This is a genomic window from Nonomuraea sp. NPDC049695, assembly GCF_040674955.1.
Lineage (GTDB): Bacteria > Actinomycetota > Actinomycetes > Streptosporangiales > Streptosporangiaceae > Nonomuraea > Nonomuraea helvata.
The window spans coordinates 52,314-75,582 of sequence record NZ_JBFANV010000055.1 but is presented as its reverse complement, the minus strand read 5'-3'; the positions used below and the strand labels follow the sequence as shown (position 1 = coordinate 75,582).

At 70.6% G+C, this 23,269-nt stretch carries 20 protein-coding genes; 7 read left to right on the top strand and 13 right to left on the bottom strand.

Going from position 1 to position 23,269, the window contains the following annotated elements:
- Together AB0J64_RS36410 and AB0J64_RS36405 are read right to left on the bottom strand one after the other, a co-directional pair.
- Positions 1–2,288, bottom strand: a 2,288-nt coding sequence (locus tag AB0J64_RS36410; RefSeq protein ID WP_364037574.1) for a type I polyketide synthase, incomplete at its 3' end; no start/stop codon positions are given.
- Positions 2,289–2,404: 116 nt separating this feature from the next.
- On the bottom strand, positions 2,405–3,958 hold the full coding sequence (locus AB0J64_RS36405; protein WP_364037571.1) for an AMP-binding protein: 1,554 nt from the start codon (positions 3,956–3,958) through the stop codon (positions 2,405–2,407).
- 42 nt (positions 3,959–4,000) lie between these two features.
- Here AB0J64_RS36405 and AB0J64_RS36400 point away from each other — a divergent pair, with 42 nt between their 5' ends.
- Complete coding sequence (locus tag AB0J64_RS36400) at positions 4,001–4,246, top strand: acyl carrier protein (protein ID WP_364037568.1); 246 nt, start codon at positions 4,001–4,003, stop codon at positions 4,244–4,246.
- A 9-nt stretch (positions 4,247–4,255) separates the two neighbouring features.
- On the opposite strand, the gene AB0J64_RS36395 is transcribed toward AB0J64_RS36400, so the two are convergent.
- The 7 genes from AB0J64_RS36395 to AB0J64_RS36365 form a co-directional block, all read right to left on the bottom strand.
- A complete protein-coding gene (locus AB0J64_RS36395; RefSeq protein WP_364037565.1) occupies positions 4,256–5,260 on the bottom strand; it encodes an ACP S-malonyltransferase in 1,005 nt (334 codons plus the stop codon).
- 39 nt (positions 5,261–5,299) lie between these two features.
- The gene (locus tag AB0J64_RS36390; RefSeq protein WP_364037562.1) at positions 5,300–6,610 is read right to left on the bottom strand and encodes a methylaspartate mutase; all 1,311 of its coding nucleotides are present in this window, start codon (positions 6,608–6,610) and stop codon (positions 5,300–5,302) included.
- Positions 6,611–6,617: 7 nt separating this feature from the next.
- Positions 6,618–7,115 carry a cobalamin-dependent protein gene (locus tag AB0J64_RS36385; protein ID WP_364037559.1) on the bottom strand — a complete coding sequence of 166 codons (498 nt, stop codon included), beginning with the start codon at positions 7,113–7,115 and terminating at the stop codon, positions 6,618–6,620.
- 1 nt (position 7,116) lies between these two features.
- The gene (locus AB0J64_RS36380) at positions 7,117–8,061 is read right to left on the bottom strand and encodes a proline iminopeptidase-family hydrolase (protein WP_364037556.1); all 945 of its coding nucleotides are present in this window, start codon (positions 8,059–8,061) and stop codon (positions 7,117–7,119) included.
- Position 8,062: 1 nt separating this feature from the next.
- Positions 8,063–9,388: an activator-dependent family glycosyltransferase gene (locus AB0J64_RS36375; RefSeq protein WP_364037553.1), complete on the bottom strand. Its 1,326-nt coding sequence runs from the start codon at positions 9,386–9,388 to the stop codon at positions 8,063–8,065.
- Positions 9,388–10,599, bottom strand: a complete 1,212-nt coding sequence (locus tag AB0J64_RS36370; RefSeq protein WP_364037550.1) for a P450-derived glycosyltransferase activator — start codon at positions 10,597–10,599, stop codon at positions 9,388–9,390. The genes AB0J64_RS36375 and AB0J64_RS36370 overlap by 1 nt, the downstream gene beginning before the upstream one ends.
- A gap of 151 nt (positions 10,600–10,750) precedes the next feature.
- A complete protein-coding gene (locus AB0J64_RS36365; RefSeq protein WP_364037547.1) occupies positions 10,751–12,307 on the bottom strand; it encodes an MFS transporter in 1,557 nt (518 codons plus the stop codon).
- A 60-nt stretch (positions 12,308–12,367) separates the two neighbouring features.
- Between AB0J64_RS36365 and AB0J64_RS36360 the strand changes: the two genes are divergently transcribed.
- Positions 12,368–13,006: a TetR/AcrR family transcriptional regulator gene (locus tag AB0J64_RS36360; RefSeq protein ID WP_364037544.1), complete on the top strand. Its 639-nt coding sequence runs from the start codon at positions 12,368–12,370 to the stop codon at positions 13,004–13,006.
- Between the two features lie 21 nt (positions 13,007–13,027).
- Complete coding sequence (locus AB0J64_RS36355; RefSeq protein ID WP_364037541.1) at positions 13,028–13,357, top strand: hypothetical protein; 330 nt, start codon at positions 13,028–13,030, stop codon at positions 13,355–13,357.
- 53 nt (positions 13,358–13,410) lie between these two features.
- On the opposite strand, the gene AB0J64_RS36350 is transcribed toward AB0J64_RS36355, so the two are convergent.
- The gene (locus AB0J64_RS36350) at positions 13,411–16,191 is read right to left on the bottom strand and encodes an AAA family ATPase (protein ID WP_364037538.1); all 2,781 of its coding nucleotides are present in this window, start codon (positions 16,189–16,191) and stop codon (positions 13,411–13,413) included.
- A 772-nt stretch (positions 16,192–16,963) separates the two neighbouring features.
- On the opposite strand from AB0J64_RS36350, the gene AB0J64_RS36345 reads away from it, so the two are divergent.
- On the top strand, positions 16,964–17,110 hold the full coding sequence (locus AB0J64_RS36345; protein WP_364037535.1) for a hypothetical protein: 147 nt from the start codon (positions 16,964–16,966) through the stop codon (positions 17,108–17,110).
- Between the two features lie 112 nt (positions 17,111–17,222).
- Here the strand turns inward: AB0J64_RS36345 and AB0J64_RS36340 are convergent, their stop codons facing one another.
- Genes AB0J64_RS36340 through AB0J64_RS36330 form a run of 3 tightly spaced genes read right to left on the bottom strand, consistent with a single transcriptional unit; the run spans position 17,223 to position 20,929 of the window.
- Positions 17,223–19,016: a biotin carboxylase N-terminal domain-containing protein gene (locus AB0J64_RS36340; protein ID WP_364037583.1), complete on the bottom strand. Its 1,794-nt coding sequence runs from the start codon at positions 19,014–19,016 to the stop codon at positions 17,223–17,225.
- Between the two features lie 51 nt (positions 19,017–19,067).
- The gene (locus tag AB0J64_RS36335) at positions 19,068–19,298 is read right to left on the bottom strand and encodes an acyl-CoA carboxylase subunit epsilon (protein WP_364037532.1); all 231 of its coding nucleotides are present in this window, start codon (positions 19,296–19,298) and stop codon (positions 19,068–19,070) included.
- Complete coding sequence (locus AB0J64_RS36330; protein WP_364037529.1) at positions 19,295–20,929, bottom strand: acyl-CoA carboxylase subunit beta; 1,635 nt, start codon at positions 20,927–20,929, stop codon at positions 19,295–19,297. Before AB0J64_RS36330 ends, AB0J64_RS36335 begins: the two co-directional genes overlap by 4 nt.
- Positions 20,930–21,442: 513 nt before the next feature.
- On the opposite strand from AB0J64_RS36330, the gene AB0J64_RS36325 reads away from it, so the two are divergent.
- The 3 genes from AB0J64_RS36325 to AB0J64_RS36315 are packed head-to-tail and all read left to right on the top strand — an operon-like array spanning position 21,443 to position 23,099.
- Positions 21,443–21,601 (top strand): hypothetical protein, encoded by a 159-nt coding sequence (locus AB0J64_RS36325; RefSeq protein WP_364037526.1) that lies wholly within the window; start codon positions 21,443–21,445, stop codon positions 21,599–21,601.
- Positions 21,601–22,455, top strand: a complete 855-nt coding sequence (locus AB0J64_RS36320) for a metallophosphoesterase (RefSeq protein ID WP_364037523.1) — start codon at positions 21,601–21,603, stop codon at positions 22,453–22,455. The genes AB0J64_RS36325 and AB0J64_RS36320 overlap by 1 nt, the downstream gene beginning before the upstream one ends.
- Complete coding sequence (locus AB0J64_RS36315; RefSeq protein ID WP_364037520.1) at positions 22,452–23,099, top strand: 4'-phosphopantetheinyl transferase superfamily protein; 648 nt, start codon at positions 22,452–22,454, stop codon at positions 23,097–23,099. The genes AB0J64_RS36320 and AB0J64_RS36315 overlap by 4 nt, the downstream gene beginning before the upstream one ends.
- Positions 23,100–23,269: the final 170 nt, after the last annotated feature.

Here is a 23,269-nt window from a genome sequence, read left to right as displayed (position 1 = left end):
GCGCCGGGCGCGTTGATCGCGGCCACCGAGATCTGGTTACGCCCGGCCAGTACCGGGGCGATCTCCTCTTCGCCGCAGCCGATCGCCGCCATCGCACCCCCGGCCGGCAACGCCTGCATCAACCGGCCACGAGCGGCCACCAACCGGCACGCATCCGCCAGCTCCAGCACCCCGGCCACATGCGCCGCCGTGATCTCACCCAGCGAATGCCCCGCCACAAAATCGGGCCGGACACCGAACGATTCCAGCAGCCGGTACAACGCCGTCTCCACCGCGAACAGCCCCGCCTGCGCGAACACCGTCTGGTTCAGGGCGGCGGCCGTCTCGTCGGCCTGGGATGCGGGCGCCAGCAACTCACGCAGGCCGAGCCCGGGCGACCCGCCGGAGACGCCGGAGACGCCGGCCAGCTCGGCCGTCAAGAGCTCGGCCGCCTCGTCGAAGGCCTGCGCGAACACGCCGAAGCGCGCGTACAAGCCGCGGCCCATGCCGAGCCGTTGCGCGCCCTGTCCGGAGAACACCAGGCCCAGCCGCCCGCTCCGGGCCGCCTCGACGGTTACGCCTGGCGGCGGCTCGCCCGCGGCCAGGCCGCGCAGCGCGGCGAGCAGGCCGTCCCGGTCGTCGGCCACCAGCGCGGCCCGATGCGCCAGCGCCGCCCGCCGGGTCAACGCCGACGCCACGTCCGCCATCTCGGCGTCGGCGCCGCGCTCGGCGAGGAAACCGGCCAGCCGGTCGGCTTGCGCGCGCAGTGCCGCCTCGGACTTGGCCGACACCACCACCGGCATCACCGGGGACGCCGCGGGAGACGCGGCCGTGCGGTCAGGGTGTGAGGACTCTGCCGGGACGGCCTCGTCCGGCGCCTGCTCGATGATCGAGGCGGCCTCGTCCGGCGCCTCTTCGAGGATGACGTGGGCGTTGGTGCCGCTGACCCCGAACGCGGAGACACCGGCGCGGCGCGGGTGGCCGTTCCGCGTCCATGGCCGGGATTCGGTCAGCAGCTCCACAGCGCCGGCGGACCAGTCCACTTCCCCGCTCGGCGCATCCACGTGCAGCGTCTTCGGGAGCGTGCGGTGCCGCATCGCCAGCACCATCTTGATGACCCCGGCGGCACCGGACGCAGCCTGGGCGTGGCCGATGTTCGACTTCACCGACCCCAGCCACAACGCTCGGTCGCGGCCCTGCCCGTAGGTCGCCAGCAACGCCTGCGCCTCGATGGGATCGCCCAGCCCGGTCCCGGATCCGTGCCCCTCCACGACGTCGACGTCCGACGGCGACAGCCCCGCCGCGGCCAGCGCGGCGCCGATCACCCGCTCCTGGGACGGACCGTTCGGCGCGGTCAGGCCGCTGCTGGCGCCGTCCTGGTTCACGGCGGAGCCGCGGATCACGGCCAGGACGGGGTGCCCGTGCCGCTGCGCGTCGGAGAGCCGTTCCAGCAGCAGCAGGCCGACCCCTTCGCCCCAGCCGACCCCGTCCGCGGCCGCGGCGAACGACTTGCAGCGGCCGTCCGGGGAGAGCACGCCCTGCCGGCCGGAGTCGACGAACAGCTCCGTGGTGGACAACACGGTCGCGCCGCCGGCCAGCGCCAGCTCGCACTCGCCGCCGCGCAGCGCCTGCGCCGCCAGGTGCAGCGCCACCAGCGACGACGAACATGCGGTGTCCACGGTGACCGCGGGCCCCTCGAAGCCGTACAGGTAGGAGATCCGCCCGGACGCCACGCTGCGGTGGCTGCCGTGCGCGATGAATCCCTGCACGCCGCGGGGTATCCGGTCGCTACGCGAGCCGTAGTCGCCGTACATCACTCCGACGAACACCCCGGTACGGCTGCCGCGCAGCGCCGTCGGGTCGATCCCGGCGCGCTCCACCGCCTCCCAGGTGGTCTCCAGCAGCAGCCGCTGCTGCGGATCCATGGCGGTGGCCTCGTTGGGGCCGATGCCGAAGAACTCCGGCTCGAAGTCGGCCACATCGCGGAGGAAGCCGCCCTCGCGGGTATAGGTCTTGCCTGGTTTGCCGCGCTCCGGGTCGTAGATCGCGTCGATGTCCCAGCCGCGGTCGGCGGGCATGGGCGTGACCGCGTCCACCTCGTCGGTGACCAACCGCCACAGGTCCTCGGGTGCGGTCACCCCGCCCGGGTACCGGCAGGCCATGCCGACGATCGCGATCGGCACCCCGCCGTCCGGGCCGACGCCCAGCTCGCGCAGGCGATCCTCGGCGGCACGCAACCGCCGCCGGGACTCCCGCAGATCCGCCGTCGCTCTTTTCAGGTAATTGACAAGTTTCTCTTCGTTGTCCATTACCAACCTAGGAATATTAGGGAGCGTTGAGCTCACCGGGCTTGATGGTTCTGACCCTTTCGGTGCCGCCACTAAACTACGAAATGTTCGGAGTCCGACTAACCCCTAAGCGCCCCCTAAGACCAATTGTTGTCGCCGCGCAGCAGTTCGCCGGCTCGCTCGGTGAGCGCCTTTCGGTCCACCTTGCGGTTGGCGTTGAGCGGGAGTTCGTCGAGGTGGTGATATCGCTTGGGCACCATGCCGTGCGGCAGCGTACGGCGCAGCCGGTTGGCCAGCTCGACCGGCGGACGCGCCTCGCCGGTGTAGAACACCACAAGCTCCGTGCCGGCCGCGCCGTCGACCCCCACCGCGGCCACCTCGGCCACCCCGTCGCCGGTGGCCAGTAGCGCGTGCTCGATCTCCGCCAGCTCCACCCGCCAACCCTGCACCTGCACCTGGGCGTCCCGCCGGCCCAGGTAGCACAGCTCGTCCCCGGGGAGCCGCCGCACCCGGTCGCCGGTGCGGTACCAGGTGTGCCCCGCGTGCTCCAGGAAGCGGCCCGCGCCGTCCTCCGGATCCAGGTACCCGGGTGTGAGCTGCGGCCCGGTGACGCACAGCTCTCCCTCCTCCTCCTCGGTCAACCGGCCGTCCTCGGTGACGAGCAGGACCTGGTGTCCGGGGTGCACGGCGCCGATCGGCACGACGCCGTTGACCGCGAGCTTCGCGGAGCCTTCCGGCGACCAGCGATGACCCGCGATCGTCACGGTCAGCTCGGTCGGCCCGTACAGGTTCTCCACCGTGGAGTACGGCGCCGCGCGGGTCCAGTCCTCGACGTCCTGGCAGCGCAGCGCCTCTCCGGCGAAGAAGCTCCACCGCAGGCCTGGCAGTGTGCCCGGCCGCAGGGAGCCGAGCCGGCGGGCCAGGCTGATGCCGCTGGGCGTGGAGAACCACACGGTCACCCGGTGACGCTCCAGGAAGGCGGGCAGGTCGGCGTGGCCGCGCGGGGGCACCGGCACCGCTGGGGCCCCCGCGCCCCAGGCACAGAACAGGTCGAAGATCCCGCAGTCGAAGGTCAGGTCGAAGGTCTGCGAGAAGGCGTCGTCGGGGCTGAAGTCGTAGCGACTGTCCAGCACGCCGAAGTAGTGGTGCAGGTTGCCGTGGGTGAGCACCACGCCCTTGGGCCGGCCGGTCGAGCCGGAGGTGAACAGGATGTAGGCGGGGGCCTCGGGCGGCACCGCGCGCGGTTCGGCCGGCGCGTGCGCGGCCGCCACCGGAATCCCCCCTTCGCCGCCGCCCTGGGGCAGCAACGCGGCCCCGCGGTAACCGCGATCCCGCAGCTCGGGCAGCAGGCCGGCGCCGCGTGCATCGGCGATCACGGCGGTGACGCCGGCCGCTGCCACCATCCGCGCCGTCCGGTCGGGCGGGAAGTCGACGTGCAGCGGCACCACCGTCGCCCCGGCGTACAGCGCCGCGAGCACCCCGGCGTAGGCCGTGGTCCCCTTCTCCGCAAGCACCCCTATCGGGCCCGTGACGCCGCTGTGGAGCAGCGACCCGGCCCAGACGAGGGCGAGCTCGTGCAACTCCTCGAAGGTGACCGTGCGGTCGCCGAGGCGCAGCGCCGCACCGCGCGGCGCGGCGGCCAGTCCGCCCAGAAATCGCCCGTGGAGGTTCCGGTGAATTTCTTCGCCCATTTTCTTTTCCTCAGCGCGAGTTATTGAGGCATAATGCAGGCCATGTGGGACAAACAGTTTGAGGCGCTGCTGCGGCACCGCCTTCCCTTGCTGTCTTCCGGCGACGAGCTCACCGCGGACACCAACCTCCGGGAATTCGGCTTGGATTCCATGGGCGCGGTGGAACTATTGAGCGCGCTGGAAGCCGACTACGCCGTACAGTTCGACGAGGAGGCACTCGTCCTGGACACCTTCACCACCCCGGGGAACTTGTGGGCCGCGCTCAGCGCGGCCCGTCCAGCCTCCTGAGGCAGCCGGTCACCCCGCCGCCGAGCCACGCTCCGCACCGGATTGCCCTCCGCGCGATGAGCGGGGCTCGGCATCGCGAGCCGCGCCGACGAGAAGCGGCCGCTTCGGACCGACCGGCACCACCTCGAAGTTCCGTGTGGTGGCCGGCACCCGGCCGAACAGGGCGTCGGGCCCGGCCACGCAGACCGTGCGCACTCCCCGGGCGCGCAGCGCCTCGACCGTACCCGGCCAGTTCATCTGCCGGACGAAGCCGTCCAGGAGCAGGTTCCGCACCTGCTCCCCGGTGGTCAGCAACGACCCGTCGTGGTCGGAGATCACCGGCAGCCGCGGCTCGGCGAACTCCAACTCGTTCAGGACCTCCTTCTCCGCGCGTTCCCGCAGCCGGGCGAAGGCCGGGGAGTGCATCGGCGGCCGCATCGTGTACAGCGACAGCCCGCCGGCGGCACGGATCCCCTTCTCCAGCCCCGGCAGATCGTCCGCCGACAGCGTGACCATGAAGAAGTCCCTGTCCACACGGCAGGCCACGTCCGCCACTCGGCCCCGCGCGGTCAGCTCGCCGAGCAGTTCCTCCGCCACCCCTGGATTCACCCGGACGAACGAGTGGGTGACCAGGTTCCGGTGCTCACGGCTGAAGTAGTCCGCCACGCACCGGGCCAGCCGGGCGGTCGTCCACACCGCGTCGGCGAAACCCAGCGAGCCCACATAGGCGGCGGCCACCTTACCCCCGAAGCTCGGTCCGGTGCACAGCCCCGGACGGGCGGGCAGCGCCTCACGCTCCGCCCACTCGGCCAGAGCCAGGCAGGTGACCAGGAAGGCCACCTGGGCGTACTCGGAGTAGTCGCCGTCCGCGCGGCGGAACCGGTCCAGCACCGGGTAGCCGAGCGCCTCGTCGGCCTCGGCGAACAGCCGCCACGCCACCGGCACCTCGGTGGCGAACCGCTCGATGTCGGCGAACCCGGTCGGCCCCATCCCTGGAAAAACCATCGCGATCTCGTGACTCGATGCGTTGTCCACCAGGGCACGCTAACCGCGGCCGCCCGGCCGGCCCCACCCCTAGTACCCCTCATCGTGATCCGACCGGCCCCCACCATCCGCGTGCTCCAGGCCCGGGCACTCACTGCCGGCGTCGTGCCTGCGCTGGACGTAGTGGAGCGCGTCCAGCAGTTCGGCCGAGCCGACCGGGCGGGAGCGGCGCCGCGCCACCAGCCCGTCCAGCGGCAGCGCCCCGATGTCCGCCCAGCGCAGCGCCCCGTCGCCGTCGATGTGGCTGCGCGCCGCCCCCCTGTTGTCCGGGTGCACGCAGTAGGGGATGTCCAGGTAACCCAGCTTGAACGCGCGCAACAGCGCCCGGCCCACGTCCTGGTGCAGCTCCAGCGTGGCCTCGACCAGCCGCCGCGCCTCGGCGTACACCTGCGAGTCGGTACGGCTCGGCGGCGGCGCGACCGGCCGCGCGGCGCGCGCGGCCGTACCGGCCAGCTCCAGCGCAGCCACGTTCTCCTCGATCGTGGGGATGCGCCGGGACTCCGCCTCGGTCTTGACGATGAGCCGCTCCGCTCCGGTGCGCACGGCCAGTTCGGCGGCGGCGGTCAGCAGCGACGCGGCGCCACGCGGAGTCTGGGGGTAGACGCCCATGTACGCGTAGACGACCACGTGCCAGCGGACCCCGGCGAGGAACTCCTCGGCCAGCGCGCGCAACGCGAGCACCGCCTCGATGTCCTGCTCCGGACTGGTCTGCTGGGCGTAGCTCAGCGAGATGTCACGCAAGCCGTAAGCCTGGAAGAAGAGCCCCTCCAGAACGCTGAGCGCGACGAGCTGGCCGGGCGGGCAGAGCTGGCCCAGCACGCAGCCGCCGAAGGTCTCCAGGTGCGGTTCCCTCCCCGCCGCTTGCCCGCGGGTGGCCAGCAGCTCGCAGCCGCGGGCCCAGTGGTTGACCGCCTGGCTCAGCGGGATCCGGCTGTACGGCAGGCAGTAGGAGACCGGGCCGCCCTCGGTGGCGTCCAGACCGACGTCCAGCAACGCCTCGAAGACCTTCCCTGGGTTGGCCGAACCGTGCCGCACCTGCACAGGAAAGGTGGCGTCCCGCACCCCGCGCAGCAGCTCTCGGTTGACTGCGACGCCATGGCTGACCAGGGGGTACCCGTTGAGCGCGGCTCCGGAGGCCAGCGCCGCGGCCGCCGAGTCCAGGTCGCCGACCCGGGTGTAGCTGTCCACGGTGATCGTGCCGGCGGTGGCCGCGCGGGCGCCTTTCGTGGCGAGCAGTCCGGCGCGCATGGTCGCCACGTCGCCGAACCCCATCCGGGGCTGCACCACCAGCTCACCGCTCGCGGCGGTGTCGGCCACGAAACCGCCGAATCCCGCGGCCACCGCGGACTCAGCCGAACTGGACCGGCGTCCGCGCCGCAGCGTCGTCCGCCTTCCAGGCCACCGCGGCGGCCAGGGTCCTGAACTCCTCGATGTCTTCCGGGCTGCCGCGGTCGAAGACGCGGTCACAGCCGGCCGCGGTGAGCTCGCTGACGCGGTCGTCCTCCCGCTGCCCGGTCACCCCGAGGCGGCCGCCCATCACGATCGGGACGTCGGCCAGCTCCGGGCGGGCCCGGAGCTTGGGGACGACCCGCAGGCCCTCCCCGTACCCGTGCCCGTTGACGGTACTGATGACCACGAGGTCGGGGCGCTGCTCCACGCACTCGGTGACCAGCACCTCGTCCGGGACGCACGGGCCCAGGTTCACCACGTCCAGTCCCTCCTCCTCGCAGACGAGTTGCAGGTAGACGAGGTTCCAGGTGTGCGAGTCGGATGACACTCCGGTCACCAGGGCGCGCGGGCGGCCCTTCCGGGGGCTCGGGTTCAGGTCAGGTAATGTGCGGGTCACGTCAACTCCCTGTCGCTGCGTCGCTTGCGCGGGTCCCCGGTTGGGTCCCGTCAACAGTGGCGAGATAGGCCAGCAGCACTTCCCGGAACCGGTCGGGTTCCTCCAGGTGCGGGAGGTGGCTGGAGTTCTCGAGGATCTCCCAGCGGGAGTCCGGGATGAGCTCTCGGAACGGGCGGACGGTCTCCGGGGTCGCCTCATCGTGCCGCCCGGAGATGATCAGGGTCGGCGCCCCGATGGACGGCAGCAGCTCCTCGACCGACCAGTCGCGCAGCGTGCCGACGACGTGGAACTCGGTCGGCCCGTTCATCGTGTAGTAGACGGTCGGGTTGTTGTGCATCTCCATGAAGGACGCCTGGTACTCCCGCGGCCACGGGTTCACCAGGCACACGTACCGGTCGAAGAAGACGCGCATGGCGTCGAAGTAGGCGCGGGTGTCGGTGGTGCCCGCGGCCTCGTGCCGGACCAGCGTCTCCTGTACCTCGAGCGGGAGCGTGGCGCGCAGTCGTACCATCTCCGCGCGCCAGGTGATCATTGAGGCCGGCGAGTTCGCGATGACCAGCCCGCGCAGCCCGCGCGGGCGGGTCGCGGCGTGCGCGGCGCCGAGCATGCCGCCCCAGGAGTGGCCGAAGATCAGGTAGCCGTCGGCCACGCCGAGCCGCTCGAGCAGGTTCTCCAGCTCGTCGAGGAACAGCTGCACGGTCCAGAAGTCCGCGCCCTTCTCCGGCAGGTGGGTGGAGCCGCCGTTGCCCAGCTGGTCATAGTGGATCACCGGCTGGCCCGCGTCGCTCAGCGCGCACATCGGCAGCAGGTAGTCGTGCGTGCTCCCGGGCCCGCCATGCAGCACCACCAGTGGCGGGCGCCCGCCGGACAGGTCACCGCTCACCCGATACCAGGTGTGGTACTCCCGGAACGGCACGGTGCCCTTCGCGGTCGGCCGTCGACTCATCTCAGCCACCCGGTCGCCCCAGGGCGGGCTCGGCCACGCCGAGGTCCCGTATCGCACCGGGGTCGTCCCCTGACTCGCCCGCGCGACCCATCGCGACCAGGCGTTCCAGCCGGGGGACGAGCTCCGCCGGAGTGGGCTCCGTGAGCATCTCCTGGCGCAGCCGGTCGGCGGCGGCCCGCGGGCCGGGCTCGTGCACCAGCGTCGCCACCGCGTCGCGGAAGCCGCCGGCGTCGAGCTTCGGCGGCGGGATGTAGATGCCGGCGCCGTAGTCGGCCAGCCGCTTGGCCTTCACCGGGGTGTCCCAAGTGTTCGCGACCATCAGCTGGGGCACCCCGTTGAGCAGCGCGGCGCTGAACGTGCCGGCCCCGCCGTGGTGCACCACCGCCGCGCAGGTCGGCATCAGCAGATTCATCGGCACGAAGTCGACGATGCGCACGTTGTCCGGCACCTCTCCCAGGCGGGCGCGCTGCTCGGCGTCGAGCGTGGCCACCACCTCCACGTCCAGCTCCGCCGCCGCCCTCACCAGCTCGGCCGGGCCGAGCGCCCAGTCGTGCAGGAAGTCGCCGCCGGTCCCGCCCAGGGTGAAGCAGACGCGGGGGCGGCGGGGAGCCTCGGCCAGCCAGTCCGGCATCACGGAGCGGCCGTTGTACGGCAGCGTCCGCATGCCGACCACCGGTACCCCGACCGGCAGCCGCAGGCTCGACGGCATCGTGGTGTCGATCGTGAGCCGCCCTGTGGTCACCTCCTCGGTGAACGGGCGGGAGTACCGCGCCAGGGTCAGCGTCAGCCACTCGCCCACCGGGTCCTCCCAGTGCGCCCGCGGCTGCTCGGCACGCAGGTCCAGGAAGGTGCGGCGGGCGCTGCCCAGCACGTCGAGGCCCCACATCACCCGGGCGTGCACCGCCCCGCATGCCTCCGCCGCGATCGCGCCGGCCAGCGTGAACGGCTCCCAGATCACCAGGTCCGGGCGCCACTGCCGGGCGAAGCCGACCAGCTCGTCCACCATCGCCGTGTTGTTGATGGCGGCCAGCAGCAGCGGCGCGATCACCATGTCGAAGTCCAGAGCCTGCTCCCAGGTGACCGGCTCGTCGCGGTCCTCGTGCACCTGGGGCGGGCCCATCGCCGCGGCCGGCCGCTCCCGCACCTCCTCCAGCTCCGGATCGGTGCCGACCGGGACCGCGGTCAGCCCCGAGGCGGTGATCGCGTCGGTCAGCGAGGGCTGGCTGGCCACCCGGACCTCGTGTCCGGCGGCGGCCAGCGCCCAGCCGAGCGGCACCAGGCAGTTGTAGTGCGAGGCGAGGGCGAACGAGGTCAGCAGGACACGCATCAGGTCTCTCCAAGCCCGAGCACGGGCAGCTCGACGGGGCCGCGCACCACGGGGGCGCGCCGCCGGTACACCGGCGCGCCGAACGGCCGCAGGTTCGGCCGCGCCTCGGCGAGAATCCGCAGCGCCACCTCGGCCTGCGCACGCGCCAGCGGTGCGACCGGGAGGTGGTGGAGCCCGCCGGCGAAGGTGAGCGGCTCCGGTTCGGCCTGCCGGTCGAGGCGGAAGCGGTCCGGCTCCGGGTGCCGGGCCTCGTCCCGGCCCGCGGCCGCGGTGATCATCACCAGGTGACTGCCCGTCGCCAGCTCTGTCCCGGCCAGCTCGACCGGGGCCGCGGCCACCCGGATCTCCACCTGCACCGGCGGGTCGTACCGTAGCGTCTCCGCCACGGCCGCCGGCGCCAGGTCCGGATCCCGGCACAGCGCCGCCCACCGCCCGGGCTCGGCCAGCAGCGCGTGGACCGCGTTGCCCACCAGGTGCGCGGTGGCCGGGACGGCGGCGGTGGACAGCAGCACCCGGACGGCCCGGTCGGGCCGTTCCGTCCCGTCCGGGGTCCCTGGCGCCCCGCCGAACAGTCCGTCGAGCCCGGCCACGGCGTCCTCTATCTGGCGGACCAGGGCCAGCGGCTGGGCGGCGAGCAGGGAGTCAGGCAGCGCCGCGGCGTCCGCGCAGCACTCCGCGTACCGTGGCAGCGCGGCGGCGGGAACCCCGAGCAACGCGCCGGTGGCGGCGGTCGCCACCGGCCAGGCGTAGTCGGCCATGAGATCGCCGCCGGCGACCTGGTCGAGGCGGGCCAGGCACTCCCGCTCGACGGTCTTGCGATGGGCGGCCAGCGCCTCCGGGTCGACCAGAGGCTGCCAGTGGGCGCGCAGCCGCATGTGCTCGTCGGCCTCGGCGCCCGGCGTGCCGTACCCGTAGAAGGGCAGCGGCTGCTCGGCGGCCGGCGAGCCGTCCGGGCCCGACATCCGCCACCGCGGGTCTGCCAGAACCTCGGCGATCACCTCCGGGTCCGCGGTCACCCAGCTTCCGGTCGTGCTGTGGTAGATCGGGCCGCGCTCACGGATCGCGGCGTAGAGGGGGTAGGGATCGTCGGCGCCGCGCAGGACCAGGGCGTACGGGTCGCCCATGCTGCCCAGTACCCGCTGCATGGCGCGGGCGTTGAGCAGGCGCAGTCCCAACTCGTAATCGGCTGCCGGGTTGGCGCCTTCGGGCATGGTGCCTCCACCTAGCCGGCGATCGGATCGACGATCGCCACGGTAGAGGCGGACGTTCCCCCTAGATCAACCCCTAATGGACCTCGCCCCGGCCCGATGAACCACGTATGCGGGCCGGGGCAGCCGGCAGAGGAGCACGCGCACCTGCACCTCAGTGCACCTCAGGCACCCCAGGCTCCTCGGTCTCCGCGTGCTTGATGTCGGCGCGGCGCAGCGCGAACAGCGCGACGGCGGCCAGCGCCAGCATGAGCGCCGCGGTCACATAGAGCGGCACCTGCATGCCGAGAGTGAACGCGGCCCGAGCCGCCGCGGCAAGCTGGGCGCCCACCGCGCCGGGCAGGTCGGCGGCGATCGCGAGCGCCGCAGAAAGGGTCTGGGACGCCGCCGCGCTCTCCGCTTCCGGCACCCCCTGCGGCATCGTGTCCAGCAGCGTCCGGCTGTAGACGACGGTACTGATCAGACCCATCAGCGCGATGCCCAGCGCGGTCCCCAGCTCCAGACTGGTCTCCGACAGCGCGGAGGCCCGCGCGGACCGCTCCGGCGGCACGCTGCCGAGCACGATGTCCACCGCCACCGTGGCCACGATCCCGGTGCCCGCGCCCACCAGGATCAGCCCCGGCACCAACACCGCCAGCCCGGAGTCCACCCGGACCTGCGACATGATCAGCAGGCCGACGGCCATGAGAAGGGGGCCGGCGGCGAAGATCCGACCGGGCCGGACCCGCTGCGCGAGATAGCCGGCGACCACCGCGGCGACGATCACCCCGGCCCCGGCGGGCATCTGCCACAGCGCCGCGGGCAGCGGGTGCAGCATCAGCACCTGCTGCAGGTACGGCGAGGCGAGATAGGTGCCGCCGGTGAGAGCGAACATGACCAGCGCGTAGCCGCCCACCGCGGTCGCGAAGACCGGCCGCCGGAAGAGGCCGATATCGACCATCGGATCGGCCCGCCGGCGCTGCTGCTGCACGAACGCCACACCGAAGCCGACGCCCGCGATGACTGCGGCGAACGACCAGATCGACGGCTCCTCCAGGGCCAGCTGCTTCAGTCCGTAGATCAGAGGCAGCAACGCGGCCAGCGACAGCAGCACACCGAGCAGGTCGAAGCGGCTCTTCCGGGGGTCCCGGGACTCCGGCAGCAACATCGGCCCGGCGACCAGCAGCAGCAGCATGAACGGCACATTGATCAGGAAGACGGAGCCCCACCAGAAGTACTCCAGCAGGAAACCGCCCAGCGGCGGCCCCAGCACCACGCCTCCCGACGAGCCGGCGGTCCAGATGCCCACCGCCATCTTGCGTTGCCCAGGATCCTGGAACAACGTTCGGATGAGCGCCAGCGTGGACGGCATGAGTGTGGCGGCGCCGATGCCCAGCAGCACCCGCGCGGCGATCAGCAGCTCGGGCGAGGTGGCGTACGCCGCGGCGGCCGAGCCGAGTCCGAAGACCACCGCGCCGCCCAGCAGGACCCGCCGCCGGCCGATCCGGTCGCCCAATGCACCCATCGGTATCACCAGCCCGGCCAGCACGAACGTGTAGATGTCCATGATCCACAGGAGTTCGGCGGCGGTGGGCCGGAGCCCTTCGGTGATCCAGGGGATTGCGAGGAACAAGATGGTGATCGAGTTGGACAGCAAGATCACAGGAAGAGTGAGTACGGCGAGGCCGAGCCATTCGCGGCCGCCCGCGGTGCGGGGATACATCTGCGCCATACCAGAACTATACAAGCGTCCAGAACGGACGTATGAATAAAGCATGCTAAGATTGTCGTCATGGGACATCGAGAGCAGCTCCTCGAGGGCGCGAAGCGGTGCATCGTGGAGCGCGGTTACGCGCACACCACCGCCCGGCACATCAGCGCCGCCTCAGGGGCCAACCTCGCCTCCATCGGCTATCACTTCGGCTCCAAGGAGGCGCTGCTCCGCGAGGCTCTCATCGAGATGGTCGAGGACTGGACCGACCTGTGGCAGATCACCGTGCACACCAACACGACCGATCCGCTGGAGGGCTTCGAGAAGACCTGGATGCAGATCGTCGACAGCTTCAAGCACAACCGTCCGCTGCTGGCCGCCAACTTCGAGGCGCTCACCGTCGCCGAGCATGCTCCGGACCTGCGAGAGAGGCTCGGCATCGCGCTCGCGTCGGCCGCCGACCCGGAGGGCCTCCCCAAGCTGCTCGGCACGGACGAATCGCTCGACGAGGAGTCCGCACGCGCGGTGGGCCGGCTCTACCTCACCCTGCTCCAAGGGCTGATGGCGCAATGGCTGATCAGTCCCGAACTGGTGTCCGTGACCGACCTGACCGATGGGCTGCGCGTGCTCCTCCGCCAGTCCCCGATCCATCGGCGCGGGAGCGATCCGCTCCCCGTACTCGAGGCACTCGGCACCGCATCTTCGGCGAACAACAGTTGAGTTGATATTTGGGGGACTCCTGTGTTCCAAAAGCCACTATCGTCTGTCACCGCGCCGTCCACCCTCCTCGACATCTCGGACATCCCGGACCACTGGACCGGCCGCGACCTGCTGACCTCGATCATCCTCTGGTACGGGCTGGATCCGGTGCTGACCGCACAGCGCGCGGAAGAGCTGCTCGGCCCCTGGGATCTGACCGAGGCGGAGATCACTCCGGTGCGTGAGTACTCCCCGGGCATGATGAGAAAGATCAGTCTGCTGATCACCCTTCTGCTGGAACCGCAGCCACTGGCGTTCGACACGCTGCTGAGCGACGCCGGCCACGCTTCGAGGTCCTGGATGAGCGCGTGATCAGCGCTCCGTTCCCCGAGCCGTCCGCCTCGGCTGACATGCGCCGCGACGCGTCATACGGGATACGTCTGTTTCGACGAATCCCGTACGCCCAGGGACAGCTCGGTCGGCAGGTCGGCGCGCCGCTTCACGTTGAGCTTGCGATACACCCGCGTGAGGTGCTGCTCCACTGTGCTGACCGTGATGAACAGGCGCTCGCTGATCTCCTTGTTGGTGTAGCCGAACGCGGCCAGCGCGGCGACGCGCCGCTCGGCGTCGCTGAGCGCCGCCGCCTCACCCAGGTCTCCGCCGCCGTCCTCCTCGCGCGGCTGCAGCCGCGCGGACAGCGGGCCGACCTCGCACGCCTTGGCGATCTGCTTGGCCCGCCGGGCCATCAACCGCGCCCGGGTGATGTCGCCGAGCTCCTGGTAGGCGTCGCTGAGATCCGCGTACGCCCAGCCGACCTCCAGCAGGTCGCCGGAGCGTTGCAGCAGTGTCATAGCCTCCTGGAGCCTCGCCGGCCGCTGCCGCAGCTCGGTGACCGACGCCAGCAGCCGCAACGCCCGGCCGTGCACCCGCGGGTGGGTGCCGCCGGGTATGGACAACTGCTCCGTGATCTTCTGCTGCGCCTCTTCGACCGCGCCTATCTGCAGATACGTCCGGGCGATCGCGCAACGCCAGTCCGCGAGCGCGGGAATGTCGAGGTCCCACGCGCGCAGCAGCTCACCGCACTCGTGAAAGTCGCTCAACGCCGCCCGCGTGCGGTTCGTGGCGAGGTAGTAGTCCCCTCTGGCCTGCAGGAAGAGCGGCCACAGCGTGGTTCGCGGCATGTCTCCGGGAACCCCCCGCTTGATGATCTCCGCCGCCTCGTCCAGGTCTCCCATGGCGACGGTGGCCCGCAGCAGCACCGTCAGCGGCAACCCGAGGATCACCCCCCAGCCCGTCCGCGACATCCCGCTCAGAGCCTGCCGCGCGTACCGCCGGGCCTCACCCAGCTCACCGTGCTGCACGGCCAGCCACGACCGGATCCCGGCGAGGGCGGCCGTCCACCGTGGAAACCCGCGCGCCGCCCCCTCGGTGCCGAGTGACTCGCACCACCGCACCGCCTCCTGGTAACGGCCCGTATGGCCCAGGGTGAGCAGCGCGCCGAGGACCGCCTCCAGCTCCGCCTCGGCCAGGTTGCAGCTTTCCAGCAACTCCTGGGCGGCGCCGACGATGTCCTCCTCGGCCTTGCCCAGCAGCAGGTTGCTCAGCGAGAATTCCCGGCCGGCCGTGCCGTCCTCACCCGCCGGCCCGTCCGCCTCGCCCCCGACGAACATCGTGGGAAAGATCAACCGCACCCACTCCCGGGTGAAACAGAGCCGGGAATGCCCCCGGGACGGGGTGCCGCACGAGGGTGCCGTCCAGTCGTAGACAACGGCCGCACGGCAGGTCGAGCCGTGCCACAGCAGATATCTGCTGAGGGCGCGGGCGTCCGCGGCGCCAAGCTGACCGCGCCCGAACGCGTCCTCCAGCGGGGCCAGGAAGCGCAGCGCCGCGGCGGGCCGATAGCACCAGTTCGCCCGGGCCAGCTCGGTCAGCATCGCCGCCCTCGTCGCTTCATCGTCGCAGATGAGCCGGGCCAGCTCCAGACAACTGATCGCTCGGTCCTGGTTGTCATGCACGAGCGCCGCCTGGGCGGCCTCGCGCAGCACCGCCACCATCCACGGCTCCGCTTCGGCCGGAGTGGCAGGACTGGAGGCCAGCAGGCGGTCGGCGATGTCCCCGGGCTCGGCGCCGAGCTGATACATGATCCGCGCCGCCCGCATGTACATGACGGACTGCCGGTCCGGGCTCAGATCCCGGAGGACGGCCTTACGCATCGTCGGATGCCGGAACTGGCATCCCCGCAGCAGCCCCGCCCCGTCCAGGGCCTCCAGCGCCGGGAGCACATAGGCGGGCTTCACGCCGAGCAGTTGCGCCACCGAGCCGGTACTGGCCGAGCGCCCGAGCAGGGCGACGGCGCGGGCCGCGTCCAGGATCCGCGGATCCCATCGGTGCAGGCAGGACAGGACTGCTTGGTGGAGATGGCGGCCGACGCCCGGCTGGGAGCCCTCCGGCGACCAGCCACCCTGCGCCACGTCCCAGTAGTCCTGCACCATGGCGTGCAGGAGGAGCGGGTTCCCGCCGCTCAGCCGGTGGTACTCCGGGGCCAGCCGGGCGGCGGGCTCGGTGCCCACCGTGTCCCGGAGAAGTTCCTCCACCCCAGCCGGCGACAACCCGGCGACCCGCGCTTGAACGCAATTGGGTTGCCCAGTGAGCTCGGCGCTGAACAGGGAGTTCACCGAACGGCGCTCCGACAACGAGGTCACGGCCAGCAGCAGCGGAGCGTTCGCCATGCGCCGCTGGATGTAGAGCAGGGCCTGCAGGCTCGGGCCGTCCGCGTTGTGCACGTCGTCAACGGACAGCAGGATCGGCTGTCGTTTGGTGAGCATCACGAGGATCTCGCACAGCCGCGCCGCGACATGCGTGAGATTCTGCCCGAGCACCACCGGGTCGGGCACCCCGGAGATCCCGTTGATCGGTTCCGGAACGAGCGTCTGCTCCACCTCGTCGGCGAACTCCGGAGGCAGCTCGGCGGAACGAAACAACTGTGCGAGAGTCCCCAAGGGAAACATTCGTTCCGCCCGCGACCCGGCGCTTTTCATCAGAAGGAACCCGGCCGCGCCAGCCTCGTTGGCGCAGGCCTGCAGTAACGCGCTCTTACCTGTGCCGCCGGAACCGGTCATCAACATGACTCCGCCGGTCCCGCCCAACGCCTTCTCTATAAGGCTACGGAAGTTCGCCAGTGCCTCTGCACGTTCGATGAGCTGCATGGCCCATGCCTCCAGCCGACCACCCTAGTCGTCGTTCTCGATCAGTTACTTTCTCTTTCCAGCAGATTTCAGCGATCCCCTCGGCGTCCTTCGTCCGAGAGAAGGGTTTGCGGGGCTGGGTGACACGCAGGTGACACGAAAGTATTCGGTCGCCCAAGTTCTGGCGTCAGGATGCTTGTGCGCGGCATGGCCGTCGCGGACCATGCATGGGGGCCGGGGCGGGCCCCCTCCGTTCCGGCGGCCACTTCCAGCGTGGCCGCTGCGAGCTTCATCTCGGCTACGAGGCATGCCGCCGACGCCACGATCCCCTCGTCGGCGCGCCGCCCGCCCCCGGTTTCGTCACGACGGTGTGGGGCAAGCCTCGATCGCCGCCGACACAATCCGCCGCCGCCTCGCCGAGCGCGCGACACATTGCGCGCCCAGGCCATACGCCCCGATTCCTTGCCGTCCCTATCACGCACGTGCTTGCCCCCGCAATCCTCATCCTCCAGCACGTCATGCTGAAGGAAAGGCATAGAGTGCGATATTTGTCGGAGTATCAGAGGTCCACTCTTCAGGAAGTCCGTCAGGGTGGAGTCAGAAGGGGAGGACGATCCTCGGGGGCGACGGGGGACTCGTGACTATACGTATTGATGACATCGCCAATTGTCGGTGAACCGGACAACATGACGGCAGTATATGTTGATAGATCACTTTTCGACCCCTACCAGCCCCCCTATTTCCCTCTTGGATGAGTCAGATGGGACAAACCGGTTGTTATGGTGTGATTGACATGAATCTACTCGTGATCAGCAACCTGCACACAGCGTCACGAAGAATGGGGAACACCTCGGCGACCTGCATCCCAGCTCCGACACCGATCGGCTCCCCGGTGGCCGGCGACATGGCCCAGCGCCTGGACGACATCGCGGTCCGGTAGGGGAGCTGACGGGTGAGGCGGAAGACGCCGCCCGCCCCGGGGGACGAGGCCTTGCGGTCCTGCCCCATGCTGAAGGCGCTCGAAGGTCACGTAGGCCACGCGCCCGCGCTTGTCATGCCGGCCTGGCAACGTCGGCTCCCCCGGGAATGGTGCAGACGGCGAAGCCCGTCCCGACCGAAGCCCCGACCTCGACGGCGAGGTCGCGAACCGTGCCGGTCCTGTGCGCGGTGAGCGGCTGCTCCATCTTCATCGCCTCCAGGACGACCACGAGGTCACCCTCCTGGACGAACTGGCCCTCCTCCACAGCGATCTGCACGACCGTGCCCTGCATCGGCGCGACGAGCGTCTCGCCGGACTCTGCCGTCGCGGCCTTCCTGAGGTCCCGCCGGCTGGACCGTACGGTGGCTGGTCGCGCAGTTCGCGCCGGGCGGAGACCGAGGCCGGCCGGCACTGAGACCACCAGGCGGCGCCCGTCCACCTCCACCACGACGGTCCCCCGTTCGCCCTGGCCGGCGGAGCCCGACTCCGGGCCGGCGAACGGCGGGATGGTATTGACGAACGCGGTCTCGATCCACCGGGTGTGGACGGAGAAGGGTTCCACCGAGCCCTTCAGCTCCGGGGCGAAGGCCGGCTCCGCCACCACGGCCCGATGGAAGGGAAGCGTGGTGGCCATCCCCTCGACCCGGAACTCAGCCAGCGCCCTGGCCGCGCGCCGCAGCGCCTGCTCGCGGGTGGCGCCGGTGATGATCAGCTTGGCCAGGAGCGGATCCCAGGCCGGGCTGATCACGCTGCCGCTCTCCACCCCGGAGTCCAGCCGTACTCCCGGGCCCGACGGCGGGACAAAGGCGGTCACCACGCCGGAAGCCGGAAGGAAGCCCCGACCGGGGTCCCCTCCGTTGATGCGGAACGAGAGAGAGTGCCCGCGCGCCTCGGGATCGTCGTAGCCGAGGGCCTCGCCATCGGCGAGGCGCAGCTGCTCGAGCACGAGGTCGATGCCGGTCACCTCCTCGGTGACCGGGTGTTCCACCTGGAGCTGGGTGTCGACCTCCAGGAACGAGGTCGTCCCGTCCGCGCTGACAAGGAACTCCACGGTCCCCGCGCCGACGTACCCGGCTTCCCGGAGGATGGCCTTCGACGCGTCGTACAGTTGCCGGATCTGCTCCGTTCTCAGAAAAGGAGCCGGAGCCTCCTCGACGAGCTTCTGGTGACGCCGTTGGAGGGAACAGTCGCGCGTGGAGACCACGACGACGTTGCCGTGAACGTCGGCCAGGCACTGCGTCTCCACGTGCCGCGCCCGGTCGAGGTAGCGCTCCACGAAGCATTCACCCCGCCCGACGGCGGCAACGGCCTCCCGCATGGCGGACTCGAAGAGCGCAGGCACCTCCTCCATGGTCCGCGCCACCTTCAGACCGCGCCCACCGCCGCCGAACGCGGCCTTGATGGCGATGGGCAGCCCGTGCCGCTCGGCGAACGCCATCACCTCCGCGACGTCGGCCACCGGACCGGGGGTGCCGTCGATCAGCGGGATCCCGGCCTGCTCGGCGATCCGGCGGGCCGCGACCCTGTCGCCCAGGTCGCGGATCGCCTGCGGTGGCGGCCCGATCCAGACCAGCCCGGAGTCCAGTACTGCCTGGGCGAAGTCTCCGTTCTGGGAGAGGAATCCGTAACCCGGGTGGACCGCGTCGGCGCCGGAGTCGGCAGCGGCCCGGAGCACCTTGGCGGTGTCCAGGTAGCTGGCCGCCGGAGTGTCGCCTCCCAGTGCGAACGCCTCGTCGGCCGCTCGGACGTGAACGGCGTCGCGATCTGGTTCGGCGTACACAGCGACGCTTCTGATCCCGGCGTCGTGGCAGGCTCGGATCACCCGGACGGCGATCTCGCCGCGGTTGGCGACGAGAACCTTGCGCAACGCCACCGCAGCCTCCTTTCTGTCATGCTCTGTGCGATGTGGCGGCCATGCTCAAAAGAGCGGTCGCCACGCGGGATGGGGCCGGGCCGCCCATGAGCAGGTGGGGACCGAGAGGAGCGGCGCGGCCCATCGGCTGGGCACAGTGACAGGCCGGTCGCCGGCCTCGGGAGCGCCGGCGGCCAGCGCCGTGGCGAGCACGACGGTGAGCGCGGCCAATTCGTAGGGGTCCGGATTCCCCCGGACGACCTGGATCGTCGGGGGCTCGTCGGGTGATTGGTTCACTGCGGCTGGTTCCCGTGCTTGCGGCTGGGCAGGGAAGCGTTCTTGGCACTGAGCATGGACAGGGCCCCGATGAGCCGGGCCCGGGTCTCGCCCGGCTCGATGACGTCGTCCACGAGGCCCCGTTCGGCGGCGTAGTAGGGGTGCATGAGCTGCTCCCGGTACTCGGCGATCCGCTGCCGACGCGTCCGCTCCGGGTCCTCCGCGGCCGCGATCTCCCGCCGGAAGATGACGTTGGCGGCGCTCTCCGCGCCCATCACCGCGATCTCGTTGGTCGGCCAGGCGAAGGACAGGTCCGCCCCGACCGACCGGGAGTCCATGACGATGTACGCGCCGCCGTACGCCTTGCGCAGGATCACCTGGATCCGGGGCACGGTCGCGTTGCAGTAGGCGTACAGCAGCTTCGCGCCGTGCCGGATGATCCCGCCGTGTTCCTGGTCCACCCCGGGCAGGAACCCTGGCACGTCGACGAGCGTCACCAGCGGGATGTTGAACGCGTCGCACATCGTTACGAACCGCGCGCCCTTCTCGCTGGCCTCGATATCGAGGACTCCGGCGAGCCTGGCCGGCTGGTTGGCGACGATCCCGGTCACCTGGCCACCGAGCCGGGCCAGGCCGCAGATGAGGTTCTCCGCCCACCGCTCGTGCACCTCGGTGAAGTCGCCGTCGTCCACGATCTCCTCGATCACGTGGCGCATGTCGTAGGAGCGGCGGGGATCAGCGGGGACGAGGTCGAGGAGCCGGTCGGTGGGGCGGTCCGCCGGATCGCCGGGCGGCAGCGCAGGGGGCTGCTCGCGGTTGTTCGACGGCAGCAGCGAGAGGAGGTAGCGAACCTCCTCCAGGCACTCGGCCTCGTCGTCGTGGACGAAGGCCGCGACGCCCGAGGTTGTGGCGTGCACGTCGGCGCCGCCGAGGTCGTCGTGGCTGATGGTCTCGCCGGTGACAGACTGGATCACGTCGGGCCCGGTGATGAACATCTGCGAGGTGTTGCGGATCATGAAGACGAAGTCGGTCAGCGCGGGAGAATAGGCGGCGCCGCCGGCGCAGGGGCCGAGCATGACGCTGATCTGCGGGATGACCCCGGAGTTGCGGACGTTGCGCTGGAAGATCCCGCCATACCCGGCGAGCGCGGAGACACCCTCCTGGATGCGGGCCCCCGCACCGTCACACAGCCCGACGATCGGGGCGCCTGCGGCCTCGGCCAGATCCATCAGCTTGTGGATCTTCGCCGCGTGCGCCTCGCCCAGCGCACCGCCGAAGATCCTGAAGTCGTGCGCGTAGACGAAAACCGTGCGCCCGTGCACCGGCCCCCATCCTGTCACGACCCCGTCCGTATAGGGACGGCGATCTTCGAGGCCGAAGCCGCTGGCCCGGTGCCGTCGCAGCCCGTCGATCTCGGTGAACTCGCCTTCGTCGAAGAGCAGAGCGATGCGCTCACGGACGGTCAGCTTGCCCCGCGCGCGCTGCTGTTCGGTAGCCCGGTCGCTCGGGCCGCGCCGGGCCTGCTCACGCCGTTCCCGGAGGGCGCGGACGGCGGCTCGCGCGTCCGGTTCCGGCTCGCTCTCGGCCACGTCCCACTCTTCGGGCGCATCCAGCTCGGGAGGGAATGAAGCGTTTATCTGGACAGCTGTCATCTCATCACCTTCGAAAGGTCCCGGAGTAGCTCAGAACGCCGGAGATACCGCTGTGTTTCGAGTCGTGATCGAACGCCATTCGGTGAACTCGTCCCAGTGGTGGAGTGCGCCGTGCCTGCCGCCTGCTGCCGCCTGCTGCCGTCGCCGGAGGCGCCGGGGGCGCCGATCTCCTCCCGGAAGGCCTCCCAGAGCCCTTTCCTCCATTGTTCTCACCCGGCCCACGATCACGGGCAGATAGGCGCCCACCGAATGCACACAGAGCTTAATCAATCCTTGTAGCACGGAATTATGCGCTCTTCACAGAACACCCCCGTCCCTTCGAAAAGGAAGCAGGGGCCGCGAACAGCAGGGTCCCCAGAAATAGGGGTCGACATCGGGGTGACCGCTCCAGTCAAGGGGTCGCCGGATTACCGATCAGGGGTTCTGTGTGCGCGTCATGTCCAGTACGGTGCCCTAGGTAAGACTTTCGAGATTGGGGTCAGGATTGACGGGCTCCACAGGCTCTTTCAATCAATGGTGCAAATCGTTCCACCACGACGGCGCCGACGTCCGCCCTCCGCGCACGACCGAATACTCTCCTCCGCCCCGGACGACCTGACCATGGCCGAGGCGATCGGCTCCCTGACCGAGCGGAGCGGCGCCTTCAAGGAGCCGGACAGGGACACCGCCTGATGACCAGAGCACACGGTCGCCTCCTCGCGGCCAGCGACCTCCACGCCGGCATGGCCGACAACCGGCGCATCGTCGAATCCCTGCGGCCAGAGACCGCGGCGGACTGGCTCATCGTCGCGGGCGATGTGGCCGAGCGGAGCGACGACGTGGCGTGGGCGCTCCGGCTGCTCGCGGAACGGTTCGAGCGGGTGATCTGGACACCTGGCAATCACGAGCTCTGGACTCCACGCGAGGACCCGGTCCAACTGCGCGGCGAGGCCCGCTACCGCTTCCTGGTGGAGCTCTGCCGGGACCTGGGGGTCGTCACACCGGAGGACCCGTTCCTGACGTGGCAGGGGCCCGGAGGGCCTGTCGCGGTCGCGCCCATCTTCACGCTGTACGACTACACGTTCCGGCAGCCGCGGTCGATGAGCAAGAAGCAGTCGTTGCACCTGGCCTATGAGGCCGGGGTCGTCTGCACGGACGAATTCCTGCTGCACCCCGACCCCTATCCGTCGATCGAGGAATGGTGCTCTGCGAGGGTCGCCGAGACCGAGCGGCGGCTCGCCGAGCACGACCCGGCGGTACCCCTGGTGGTCGCCGGGCACTGGCCCCTGCTGCCCGACCCCACGAAAGCCCTGTGGCGGCCGCAGTTCGCCCAGTGGTGCGGCACCGAGCTGACCGCCCGCTGGCATGTCCGCTTCCGACCGGAGGCCGTCGTCTACGGCCACCTCCACATTCCTCGGACGACCTGGCACGACGGCGTACGGTTCGAAGAGGTCTCGATCGGCTACCCGCGTGAATGGCGGCGACGCGGACATCCCTTCGGCCTGCTGCGGCAGATCCTGCCATCCGCCGGAGCGGGGGCCGCATGATCGAGGGCATCCTGCCGGACCTGGTGTCCTGCGTGAGCACGCAGAGCGACGAAGTCCCCCCGGATGTGCTGTTCCCGGAAGAGGCGGAGATCGTGCGGAACGCGGTGCCGAAGCGGCGCCGGGAATTCTCCGCCGTACGCCGGTGCGCCCGCCAGGCCATGGCGCGCCTGGGCCTGGGACCCGTCGCCCTGCTCCCCGGGCCGCGCGGCGAGCCGCTGTGGCCGGGCGGCATCGTCGGAAGCATGACCCACTGCGCGGGCTACTACGCCGCGGCCGTCGCCCGGACCCGGGACTTTCGCACGTTGGGGATCGACGCGGAACCGCACGCCCCGCTGCCCGGCGGAGTTCTTGAAGCGATCGCGCTACCCGCCGAGGAGCGGCGCCTCGCCGGCCTCGGAACGCGGGACGGCATTCACTGGGACCGCTTGCTGTTCAGCGCGAAGGAAAGCATATTCAAGGCGTGGTATCCGGTGAGCCACGTCAAACTGCTCTTCAGCGACGCTGATATCACCTTTCACCGGGACTCGACCTTCACGGTACGGTTGCTCCGGCAGGTCCCCACCGCACCCGCGGAGTTCGAAGGCCGATGGTCGGTGCGGAACGGTTTCGTGCTGACCGCCATCGCCATCTCGAATTCTCCATAGAAGTCGAAGCCCTCAGAATCCCTGTCATGGTCACTCGACTTCGGCCATCTCTACGATCTTGAAAGTGGGCGGCTGGCTCCGATCGACGACGGCTCGACGGGCGGGTGGGGCTCAAGGACTCGAATCACTTCCAGCGCGGAACCTCCCTCCGGAGCTCGCAAGGGCTGAGG

Excerpts from the sequence above, each read along its gene's own strand:
- AB0J64_RS36405 (WP_364037571.1), bottom strand. The coding sequence starts at position 3,958 with ATGGGCGAAGAAATTCACCGGAACCTCCACGGGCGATTTCTGGGCGGA.
- AB0J64_RS36400 (WP_364037568.1), top strand. The coding sequence starts at position 4,001 with ATGTGGGACAAACAGTTTGAGGCGCTGCTGCGGCACCGCCTTCCCTTG.
- AB0J64_RS36380 (WP_364037556.1), bottom strand. The coding sequence starts at position 8,061 with ATGAGTCGACGGCCGACCGCGAAGGGCACCGTGCCGTTCCGGGAGTAC.
- AB0J64_RS36375 (WP_364037553.1), bottom strand. The coding sequence starts at position 9,388 with ATGCGTGTCCTGCTGACCTCGTTCGCCCTCGCCTCGCACTACAACTGC.
- AB0J64_RS36370 (WP_364037550.1), bottom strand. The coding sequence starts at position 10,599 with ATGCCCGAAGGCGCCAACCCGGCAGCCGATTACGAGTTGGGACTGCGC.
- AB0J64_RS36365 (WP_364037547.1), bottom strand. The coding sequence starts at position 12,307 with ATGGCGCAGATGTATCCCCGCACCGCGGGCGGCCGCGAATGGCTCGGC.
- AB0J64_RS36360 (WP_364037544.1), top strand. The coding sequence starts at position 12,368 with ATGGGACATCGAGAGCAGCTCCTCGAGGGCGCGAAGCGGTGCATCGTG.
- AB0J64_RS36350 (WP_364037538.1), bottom strand. The coding sequence starts at position 16,191 with ATGCAGCTCATCGAACGTGCAGAGGCACTGGCGAACTTCCGTAGCCTT.
- AB0J64_RS36345 (WP_364037535.1), top strand. The coding sequence starts at position 16,964 with ATGAATCTACTCGTGATCAGCAACCTGCACACAGCGTCACGAAGAATG.
- AB0J64_RS36330 (WP_364037529.1), bottom strand. The coding sequence starts at position 20,929 with ATGACAGCTGTCCAGATAAACGCTTCATTCCCTCCCGAGCTGGATGCG.
- AB0J64_RS36325 (WP_364037526.1), top strand. The coding sequence starts at position 21,443 with ATGGTGCAAATCGTTCCACCACGACGGCGCCGACGTCCGCCCTCCGCG.
- AB0J64_RS36320 (WP_364037523.1), top strand. The coding sequence starts at position 21,601 with ATGACCAGAGCACACGGTCGCCTCCTCGCGGCCAGCGACCTCCACGCC.
- AB0J64_RS36315 (WP_364037520.1), top strand. The coding sequence starts at position 22,452 with ATGATCGAGGGCATCCTGCCGGACCTGGTGTCCTGCGTGAGCACGCAG.